The 10,000-nt window shown below is 42.9% G+C and carries 10 protein-coding genes; all 10 read left to right on the top strand.

The annotated features are described in order from the left end of the window. A partial coding sequence (locus tag VNZ46_RS12000) for a sugar phosphate isomerase/epimerase (protein WP_325560372.1) occupies positions 1–965 on the top strand: 965 nt, incomplete at its 5' end. 49 nt (positions 966–1,014) lie between these two features. Continuing rightward, positions 1,015–1,422 carry a c-type cytochrome gene (locus VNZ46_RS11995; protein WP_325560371.1) on the top strand — a complete coding sequence of 136 codons (408 nt, stop codon included), beginning with the start codon at positions 1,015–1,017 and terminating at the stop codon, positions 1,420–1,422. Positions 1,423–1,439: 17 nt separating this feature from the next. After that, the gene (locus VNZ46_RS11990) at positions 1,440–2,894 is read left to right on the top strand and encodes a Gfo/Idh/MocA family oxidoreductase (RefSeq protein ID WP_325560370.1); all 1,455 of its coding nucleotides are present in this window, start codon (positions 1,440–1,442) and stop codon (positions 2,892–2,894) included. A gap of 16 nt (positions 2,895–2,910) precedes the next feature. Further along, positions 2,911–3,606, top strand: a complete 696-nt coding sequence (locus tag VNZ46_RS11985) for a DUF1080 domain-containing protein (protein WP_325560369.1) — start codon at positions 2,911–2,913, stop codon at positions 3,604–3,606. Positions 3,607–3,631: 25 nt separating this feature from the next. Continuing rightward, entirely contained in the window at positions 3,632–4,867 is a 1,236-nt protein-coding gene (locus tag VNZ46_RS11980) for a nucleoside permease (protein WP_325560368.1), read from the top strand. 10 nt (positions 4,868–4,877) lie between these two features. Then, on the top strand, positions 4,878–5,762 hold the full coding sequence (locus tag VNZ46_RS11975) for a hydroxypyruvate isomerase family protein (protein ID WP_316837666.1): 885 nt from the start codon (positions 4,878–4,880) through the stop codon (positions 5,760–5,762). An 11-nt stretch (positions 5,763–5,773) separates the two neighbouring features. After that, positions 5,774–6,649, top strand: coding sequence for a sugar phosphate isomerase/epimerase (locus tag VNZ46_RS11970; protein ID WP_325560367.1), 876 nt, complete (start codon positions 5,774–5,776; stop codon positions 6,647–6,649). A gap of 76 nt (positions 6,650–6,725) precedes the next feature. Then, positions 6,726–7,718, top strand: coding sequence for an aspartate-semialdehyde dehydrogenase (locus VNZ46_RS11965; protein WP_133782418.1), 993 nt, complete (start codon positions 6,726–6,728; stop codon positions 7,716–7,718). 76 nt (positions 7,719–7,794) lie between these two features. Then, a complete protein-coding gene (dacB, locus tag VNZ46_RS11960; RefSeq protein ID WP_325560366.1) occupies positions 7,795–9,207 on the top strand; it encodes a D-alanyl-D-alanine carboxypeptidase/D-alanyl-D-alanine endopeptidase in 1,413 nt (470 codons plus the stop codon). A gap of 77 nt (positions 9,208–9,284) precedes the next feature. After that, on the top strand, positions 9,285–10,000 hold a 716-nt coding region (locus VNZ46_RS11955; protein ID WP_325560365.1), incomplete at its 3' end, for a family 20 glycosylhydrolase.

Below are 10,000 nucleotides of genomic sequence, written 5' to 3'. Positions count from 1 at the left end.
CAGCTGATTTAGGTTTTAAAGGCCTGCAGATCCCTACCCTGGACAGCCGCTTCATTGATCTTCAGCTGGCTGCAGAAAGTAAAACTTATGCGGATGAACTGAAAGGCAGGATTGCAGCTTATGGACTGGAAATTACGGAATTGTCTACCCATCTGCAGGGTCAGCTGGTGGCGGTAAATCCTGCCTATGACCTCGCTTTTGATGCTTTTGCACCCGAACAATACAGAAATAATCCTAAAGCAAGAACGGAATGGGCTGTTCAGCAGTTAAAATATGCAGCCAAAGCCTCCGGCAATCTGGGATTGAATGCACACGCTACTTTTAGTGGTGCGCTGTTGTGGCATATGTTCCACCCATGGCCTCAAAGACCGGAAGGATTGGTAGAAGCTGGTTTCACAGAACTTGCGAAGCGCTGGATGCCTATATTAAATGAATTTGATCAATATGGCGTAGATGTATGTTACGAGATCCATCCGGGCGAGGATCTTTTTGACGGGATCACTTACGAGATGTTCCTGGAGAAAGTAAACAATCATCCCCGCGCCTGTCTGCTGTATGACCCCTCTCACTTTGTCCTTCAACAACTGGATTACATTCAGTACATTGATTTTTATCATGAAAGGATCAAGGCTTTTCATGTTAAGGATGCGGAGTTTAACCCGACTGGAAAACAAGGTACTTTTGGCGGCTATCAAAGCTGGGCCAACCGGGCAGGACGTTACCGTTCACCTGGTGATGGCCAGGTCGATTATAAAACCATTTTCAGTAAGCTGAGCCAATATGATTATAAAGGCTGGGCGGTAATGGAATGGGAATGCTGCATTAAAGATTCAAATGTGGGTGCACGGGAAGGTGCAGCGTTTATTAAAAATCACATTATCCCGGTTACCGACCGTGCATTTGATGATTTTGCATCTTCCGGTGGAAATGAAGATTTCAACAAAAAAATACTGGGTCTGAGTTAAATAACTTAGTATCCGTTAAAGTTTTATCAGGCAATAAAAACAACACACAATGAAACGAACACTTTTTATTTTAGGCTGTATCAGCCTTGCTCTGGCTTCATGCGGAGGACATGACACATCCAAATCGACTGAGGATACCACGACAACAACCAGCAGTACAGAAAGTACGGCAACTGCCCCTGCTGCAGCTTCTGGGACAGCACTTCCGGGAGAGAAACTAGTAGCAAAAGCAGATTGTATTGGCTGCCATAACAAAACCCAGAAAGTTATTGGCCCATCTTATGTGGATATTGCAGCTAAATATCCGTCAAATGACGAGAACATTAACCACTTAGCAGATAAGATCATTAATGGTGGTAAAGGCGTTTGGGGAGAAATCCCAATGACACCTCACGCGAATTTGAGTAAAGACGATGCCAAAGAAATGGTCAAATATATTCTATCCTTAAAAAATTAGTCCCAATTCATTTCATTATGAAAGAAGAGATCCAAAACAAAGATGCAGGAAGAAGGGCCTTTATTAAATCTGCAGCGGTCGCGACCGCTGCGTTTATGATTGTGCCAAGACATGTACTTGGTGGAAAAGGTTTTCTTGCGCCAAGTGACAGGTTGTTAATCGCTGGTGTTGGTGTGGGTGGAAAAGGTGAATCGGACATTGCCAACTTCTATAATAGCGGAAAGGCTGATATTGCTTTTTTGTGCGACGTTGACACCAGAAGGGCTGCAAACTCCGTGAAGAAATTTCCCAAAGCAAAGTTCTATAAGGACTGGAGGGAAATGTATGATAAAGAACATAAGAATTTTGACGCAGTGTCTATCTCGACACCAGACCACAACCATGCTATACAAACACTTGCTGCTATGCAATTGGGTAAACATGTGTATGTTCAAAAACCTTTAACGCATGATATTTATGAAGCCCGGGCATTAACTGCTGCAGCTAAGAAATACAAAGTGGTTACCCAGATGGGCAACCAGGGGGCATCAAATGATGGTCCAAGACAAATGAGAGAATGGTATGATGCCGGCCTGATCGGAGATGTGCATACAGTATACGCCTGGACAGACAGGCCGGTATGGCCGCAGGGGATTGCCTGGTCTGAAAATAAAGCAGAAGTACCTGCTGAACTGGACTGGGATCTTTGGCTGGGTACAGCACCTTATAAAGATTATGTCAATAAACTGGTGCCTTTTAACTGGAGGGGCTGGTGGGATTACGGAACCGGTGCCCTTGGCGATATGGGCTGTCATCTATTGGAGGCACCTTTCAGTGTCCTGAACCTTAAATATGCAAGTGAGGTACAGGCCAGTGTGGGTTCTGTCTATGTTGATGAATTTAAGAGGGGTTATTTCCCTGACAGCTGTCCGCCATCAAGCCATGTTACTTTAAAATTCCCTAAAACGGATAAAACAAAAGGAGACATTACCGTACATTGGATGGACGGTGGAATCCAGCCTGAAAGACCAGAAGAACTGGAAGCCAATGAAACTTTTGGTGACGGAGGAAACGGAACCTTGTTTATTGGAACCAAAGGAAAGATGATGAGCAGCACCTACAGTGCTAACCCAAGATTGCTCCCGTTAAGTAAGAATAAAGACATTAAAGTACCGGAGAAATTTGCACGCGTAAAGGGCGGTGCGGATGGCCACTATGGCCAATGGGTAGAAGCCAGTATTGCTGGTTACGGAAAACAACCTGTAAGTTCTCCTTTTGAAATTGCAGGACCACTTACGGAAGCTCTGCTCATGGCCAATCTTGCCATTAGAGGTGCTGACATCCAGCGAAAAAATTCGGAAGGCAGGGCTTTCTTTCCGGGCAGGAACATCAAATTACTTTGGGACAATGCCAATATGAGGGTCACCAATTTCGACGATGTTAATCAATATGTAAAACGTGAATACCGTAAAGGCTGGTCTTTAGGGGTATAATTTAAAGCTGAACAAGATGAAGAAAAAGATAGTATCTGCATTGCTGCTCACTGCCATCTTTGGTGGTGGCGCTGCTTTTGCGCAGAAAAAAAATACAGGTTGGATAAAACTCTTTAACGGAAAAACTACTCAGGGCTGGCATTCTTATGGAAAAACGAGTGTTGGCCAGGGCTGGAAAGCGGAAAATGGTGCATTACACCTTGACCCTAAAGCAAAACAAAATGATGGTGGTGATCTGGTAACAGATAAGGAATACAGTAATTTTCACTTAAAACTGGAATGGAAAGTAGCACCAAAAAGCAATAGCGGAATTTTGTTCTATGTGCATGAAGATCCTGCCAAGTACCAGCAAACCTATAGCACGGGCCCTGAAATGCAGGTACTGGACAATGAAGGTCATCCGGATGGAAAGATTACAAAACACCGAGCCGGAGACCTGTATGATCTGGTTAAAAGCAGCTCTGAGCCCGTTAAACCCGTTGGTGAGTGGAACAAAGTGGAAATCATCAGCAACCAGGGTAAACTGGAGTTTATACTCAATGGTGTGAAAATTGTATCTGCCACACTGTGGGATGAAAACTGGAAACAGCTGATCGCAGGAAGCAAATTTGCAACATGGCAAGGTTTTGGTACTTATAAAACCGGAAGGATTGCCTTACAGGATCATGGTGACGAGGTTTGGTACCGCAATATTTCCATCAAAGAACTATAAATTAAAGATCAAGACCTAACCAAATATGAATTTAACCAACCGAATTAAACTGTCCGGAATGATGTTCCTGGAATTTTTTATCTGGGGATCCTGGTTTGTAACCCTGGGTACATTTCTGGGCAGTAATTTGAATGCAACAGGCGCGCAAAGTGCTTCTGTGTTCTCCACACAATCCTGGGGAGCAATCATTGCTCCCTTTATTATAGGTCTAATTGCAGACCGGTATTTTAACGCAGAGAAGATTCTCGGTGTACTGCATCTTATTGGTGCTGTACTCATGTATCAGATGTACAGCGCAACAGATATCTCTGTATTTTATCCCTATGTCCTTTCTTATATGATCTTGTTTATGCCTACGCTGGCGCTGGTCAATTCTGTTTCCTTTAACCAGATGAAAGATCCTGAAAAAGAATTTTCTGTCATCAGGGTATTTGGAACGCTCGGCTGGATTGCAGCTGGTTTACTGATCAGTTTCATTTTTCACTGGGATACCGAAGCAGGTACTAAGGATGGATTGCTTAAAAACACTTTCCTGATGGCTGGGATTGCTTCTTTGGTCCTGGGTCTGTACAGCTTCACCTTACCTAAAACTCCGCCTAAAGGGGCTTCAGGTGGTAAAGTGAAAATTTCAGAAATCCTGGGTTTTGATGCCTTAAAATTATTGAAGGATAAGAATTTTGCTATATTCTTTGTCTCTTCTATTCTGATCTGTATCCCTCTGGCCTTTTATTATCAAAATGCTCACCCCTTTCTGTCCAATGTAGGCATGGACAATCCTACAGGAAAAATGACCATCGGACAAATTTCTGAGGTGCTTTTCCTGTTGCTGCTTCCTGTATTTTTTAGCCGTTTTGGTTTTAAAAAAACCATTTTGGTGGGTATGCTTGCCTGGGCAGTCAGATATGCCTTGTTTGCTTATGGAAATGCCAACGAACTCAGCTTTATGCTAATTATAGGTATTGCCCTGCACGGGATTTGTTATGACTTTTTCTTTGTTTCCGGACAGATCTACACCAATTCAAAAGCAGGTGATCAATATAAGAGTGCTGCGCAAGGATTAATTACCCTGGCCACCTATGGCGTTGGTATGCTCATCGGTTTTGAAGTAGCTGGTATGATCACAGATACCTATAAAGCAGCAGACGGGGCATTTGACTGGAAAATGATCTGGATCATTCCTTCAGGTATCGCAGCTGTTGTGTTCTTATTGTTTGCAGTCTTTTTTAACGATAAGGACAAGATTAATGAACCAAGCGTCTAAAGATTTATTTATGAAACCAGAAAACAGCAGGAGAACTGCATTAAAAAATATAGTGGTAGGAACGGTAGCCTTAGGTGCCTCTGGTGCCTTGCAAAGCTTTGCATCAGAAAAAGAATCTGTTTCAGATTCACTAAAAGGAAATATCAACCATGCGGTTTGCCGCTGGTGTTTTAGTGGTATAGACCTGGATACCTTATGTATAGAAGCGAAGAAAATCGGCATCAAAGGAATAGATCTGGTTGGCCCAGCAGATTGGCCAACATTAAAAAAACATGGTCTGTATTCGTCCATGTGTAATGGCGCAGAGATCAACCTGGTCGACGGGTTTAATGACCCTCAGTTCCATGATACCCTGGTTAAAAATTACTCGGAAATGATTCCTAAAGTAGCCGAAGCCGGCTATAAAAACCTGATTTGCTTTAGCGGTAGCCGCCGGGGCAAGGATGATGAAACTGGCTGGAACAATTGCGTAACAGGTTTAAAAAAAATCATTGGCCTTGCTGAAAAACACAACGTAGTTTTGGTGATGGAATTGCTGAACAGTAAAGTGGACCACAAAGACTATCAGTGTGACCATACGGAATGGGGTGTGGAACTGGCCAAAAGATTAGGATCAGAGAACTTCAAATTACTGTACGATATCTACCACATGCAGATTGACGAGGGAAATGTAATCAGTACGATTAAAAAGTACCATCCTTATATTGCCCACTATCACACTGCCGGTGTTCCCGGAAGGCACGAAATCGACGATAGCCAGGAATTATTTTATCCTGCAATTATGAAGGCCATTAAGGATACGGGTTTCAAAGACTATGTGGCCCAGGAATTCATCCCCGTACAGAAAAACAAAATAGAATCTTTAAAAACTGCCGTAAAAATTTGCGACGTCTAATCCTTGTAGATATGAACTCAAGAAGAACTTTTATTAAACAAACAGGCCTTGCTGCTGCTGGTGTTTTACTTATGCCTTCCCTCGCCTTTAAACCCTCTAAAAAGAAAGTAGGGATACAGCTATATTCTTTAAGAGACCAATTGCCAAAAGATGTTAAGGGAGTGATCCGAAAAGTGGCCGAAGCAGGTTACAAAGAGGTAGAAACTTATGGATACTCTGTAAAAGATAAATTCTGGGGACTGGATCCAAAGGCTTTTAGAAGTCTGCTCAATGAAACCGGATTGAAAGCACCAAGTGGTCATTACGGTATGGATAATTTTATTCAGACCGGAAATGCAGAAGAGTTAAAAACCTATATCGAGGCAGCAAATATTGTTGGCGGGAGCTACATCACCGTACCATGGCTGGGAGATGAGCTCCGGAAAGATCTTGATGGATTTAAAAATGTGGCAGGAAAGCTCAATCAGGCTGCTGAACTTTGCAAAGCATCGGGATTGAAATTGGCCTACCACAATCATGATTTTGAATTTAAATCTCACGATGGTAAAACCGGCTATGATGTGTTGCTGAAAGAAACAGATCCTAAACTGGTCCAGTTTGAAATGGACTTGTATTGGGTGGTAAGGTCTGGTAATGATCCGGTCAAACTATTTGAAGAACATTCCGGACGCTTCCCTATGTGGCATGTAAAGGATATGGATAAAACAGACCCCTCGCACAATACAGAAGTTGGAAACGGAAGTATAGATTTTAAAGAAATCTTTAAACATTCCAAGCTTGCAGGTTTAAAGCATGCCTTTCTGGAACAAGAAAACAATTACGTTCCGGACCCGTTTGAGAGCATCAAAAAAAGTTATAGCTATATCAGTTCTCAATTAATGCCTTAAGAATGAAGTTTTTTCCTCATATTTGAGGCATAGAATTTATTAAATCAATTATTTAAAACCAAGAACAGATTATTCAATGAAAGTCGCAGTTGTAGGTGCCACAGGCTTAGTCGGCACTGTTATGTTAAAAGTGTTAGAAGAACGTAATTTCCCGTTAACCGAATTAATTCCGGTTGCATCAGAGAAGAGTGTAGGTAAGGAAATCACTTTTAAGGGTAAGAAGTACGCTGTGGTGAATATGGATACTGCGATTGGAATGAAACCGGATATCGCTTTATTTTCTGCTGGCGGCGATACTTCGTTAAAACATGCTCCCCGCTTTGCTGAGGCAGGAACAACCGTTATTGACAATTCTTCTGCATGGAGAATGGATCCTTCCAAAAAATTAGTGGTTCCTGAAGTGAATGCAGATACCTTATCTATAGATGATAAGATTATTGCCAATCCAAATTGTTCAACCATTCAAATGGTGGTGGCTTTGAAACCTTTACACGACAAATATAAAATTAAACGTGTAGTCGTTTCCACTTACCAAAGCGTAACTGGTACTGGTGTTAAAGCGGTTGAGCAACTGATGAACGAACGTAAGGGTATTACTGACGGTCCAATGGCTTATGCGTATCCGATCGACCTGAACGTGATCCCTCAGATTGATGTGTTCCAGGAAAATGGCTACACTAAAGAAGAGATGAAAATGATTCTGGAAACCCGTAAAATTATGGGTGATGACAGCATCAGGGTAACTGCAACAACAGTGAGGATTCCGGTAATGGGTGGTCACTCTGAGTCGGTAAACATTGAATTCGAGAATGATTTTGATGTGAACGAAGTAAGGGAATTACTCGCTAAAACGGAAGGAATTATAGTGGTAGATGATATCGCTAACCTGAAATATCCTATGCCAAAAGACGCACATGAAAAAGATGAAGTATTTGTTGGCCGTATCCGACGTGATGAATCTCTTCCAAATACTTTAAACCTATGGATTGTTGCAGATAACCTTCGTAAAGGTGCCGCAACCAATGCAGTTCAGATTGCAGAATATTTGTTAAGATCAGAACTTATTTAATTATACTTTTTTGAAATGTGATGCCGGACAGCTTGCTGTTCAGCATCACATTTTTTTTATGGATAACCTGTTCAATATGAAGTTTAAGCACTTCGCTCTCCTGATTTTTCTTCCTTTATTACCTGTTAAGGGATTTACCCAAAGTCCTGTTCAAAAGCTGGAGGCAGCTTATCAGGAATTTACAGCTGATCCGCAAACCAGGTATGCCATGACCTCTCTTTGTGTACTGGACGCGGGAACTGGGAAAGTATTGTTTGCACGAAATGAAAATATAGGTCTGGCGACGGCCTCTACCCTAAAGACCATCACATCTGCAACAGCTTTTAGTTTACTGGGCAAAGATTTCAGGTACCAGACAACATTGTCTTATAGCGGTAGCATCAGTAATGGAGTACTGAAAGGAGATCTGGTCATTACCGGAAGTGGTGACCCTACCCTGGCTTCTTCCAGGTATCCGCAAAGCAAGGAGAACAATATTCTGAATCAATGGGTTGCTGCAGTTAAGGCTGCGGGGATCACCCGTATAGAAGGCCGCGTGATTGGCGATGATACCGCCTGGGGTACCTCTTCTACACCTGAAGGCTGGATCTGGCAGGATATTGGCAACTATTATGGCGCAGCGCCGTCTGCGTTGACCTGGAGAGAGAACCAATTTGACATTCACTTAAGGGCAAACCGCTCTGAAGATCCGGCTGTGTCGATACTGAACATCGTACCATCCATGCCTTATCTTAAAATTGTAAATGAGCTCAAAGCCGGAACAGAAGGCAGTGGAGATAACGCGTATGCCTATTTGCCTCCTTTGTCTTCTATTGCTTATTTGAGAGGAAGCTGGGCATTGGGCATCCGAAAAACAGGGATTTCTGCAGCACTTCCAGATCCTGCCTATGATGCTGCCTATCGTTTACAGGACACCCTGAAACGTGTGGGTATTATCAGCACACAGGAAGCGGTCAGCGGCCGTAAAATCCTGGCTGACAACGGAAAAATACCTGCCGTTACGGAGAAGATCAGCACCATTTCTTCGCCATCTTTGAGTGAGATGATCTATTGGTTCAACAAGAAAAGCATTAACCTGTATGGGGAAAACTTATTGAGAACCCTTGCCTCGAAGGCAGGAAAACCAGCAACAACGAAAAACGGGGCTGCTGTTGAAATCAGCTACTGGGCCAGCAAAGGACTGGATAAAAATGCATTGAATATCATCGATGGCAGCGGGCTTTCGCCTGCAACGCGGGTTACGACCAGTGCCATGGCGAGTGTATTGTTCCAGGCCCAGAAAGAAGATTGGTTTCCGGATTATTACAAGTCCCTTCCGGAAAATAATGGCATGCAGCTGAAAAGCGGCACCATCAGTGATGTTTCTGCCTTTGCCGGTTACTATACCGATCCGGCAGGCAGAAAGTATATTATTGTAATCAATGTCAATAATTACTCTGGCACCGGGATCAACAAAAAATTGTTCCGGGTACTGGACGCCTTAAAATAGCAGGGACAGACATTATCATTTTTATTAATAAATTGCATCTTTTAATGCCAATTATCAATTTCATAAAATATACATCCATGAACAGATTTTTCCAGGTTGCCTGTTTGATATGCTTTTGCACACCGCTTTATAGCCAGAACATGCCGGCACCAGGCAATAACTCTTTTCCGGCAGAAACCGTAAATACAAGCCTGCCACCGGAAATCGCCATCATTCCGGAACCCGTTCTGATGACCAAAAGTTCAGGGCATTTCATTTTACCGGAAAATGTAATGGTACAAGCTATGGCCACCCCGGAAATGAAGTTTGTAACAGATCATCTGCAGGAAAGAATATCTACAGCTACCGGCAGCTTCATATCTACCAGCAATAACGCAGCTTCGGCTATCATTAAGCTGGTCCTGAATGAAAGAGCCAATGCACAACTGGGGAAAGAAGGATATCAGTTATCGGTAACACCAACACAAGTTACCATGCGGGCAAACACAGAAACCGGGCTGTTCTATGCAGTACAAACCTTGCTGCAATTGTTCCCGAAGGAAATCGAATCTAAAGACCTGGCCAAAGATGTACAATGGAAAGTGCCCTGTGTAGAAATTACAGATTATCCACGGGTAGGCTGGAGAGGCCTTATGTTTGACGTAGCCCGTCATTTTTTTACTAAAAATGAGGTAAAGCAATACATCGATGCCATGTCAAAATATAAATACAATATTCTGCATTTGCATTTAACTGACGACGAAGGCTGGCGGCTGGAGATTAAAGGCTTGCCTAAACTGACTGAAGTTGGGGC

The sequence above is a fragment of the Pedobacter sp. genome (genome assembly GCF_035566355.1).
Lineage (GTDB): Bacteria > Bacteroidota > Bacteroidia > Sphingobacteriales > Sphingobacteriaceae > Pedobacter.
The sequence above is the reverse complement of the archived record's forward strand: the minus strand, read 5'-3'. Positions and strand labels throughout refer to the sequence as shown.

Bases quoted from the DNA above. Each gene is read 5' to 3' on its own strand.
- VNZ46_RS11995 (WP_325560371.1), top strand. From the start codon at position 1,015: ATGAAACGAACACTTTTTATTTTAGGCTGTATCAGCCTTGCTCTGGCT.
- VNZ46_RS11990 (WP_325560370.1), top strand. From the start codon at position 1,440: ATGAAAGAAGAGATCCAAAACAAAGATGCAGGAAGAAGGGCCTTTATT.
- VNZ46_RS11985 (WP_325560369.1), top strand. From the start codon at position 2,911: ATGAAGAAAAAGATAGTATCTGCATTGCTGCTCACTGCCATCTTTGGT.
- VNZ46_RS11980 (WP_325560368.1), top strand. From the start codon at position 3,632: ATGAATTTAACCAACCGAATTAAACTGTCCGGAATGATGTTCCTGGAA.
- VNZ46_RS11975 (WP_316837666.1), top strand. From the start codon at position 4,878: ATGAAACCAGAAAACAGCAGGAGAACTGCATTAAAAAATATAGTGGTA.
- VNZ46_RS11970 (WP_325560367.1), top strand. From the start codon at position 5,774: ATGAACTCAAGAAGAACTTTTATTAAACAAACAGGCCTTGCTGCTGCT.
- VNZ46_RS11965 (WP_133782418.1), top strand. From the start codon at position 6,726: ATGAAAGTCGCAGTTGTAGGTGCCACAGGCTTAGTCGGCACTGTTATG.
- dacB (WP_325560366.1), top strand. From the start codon at position 7,795: ATGAAGTTTAAGCACTTCGCTCTCCTGATTTTTCTTCCTTTATTACCT.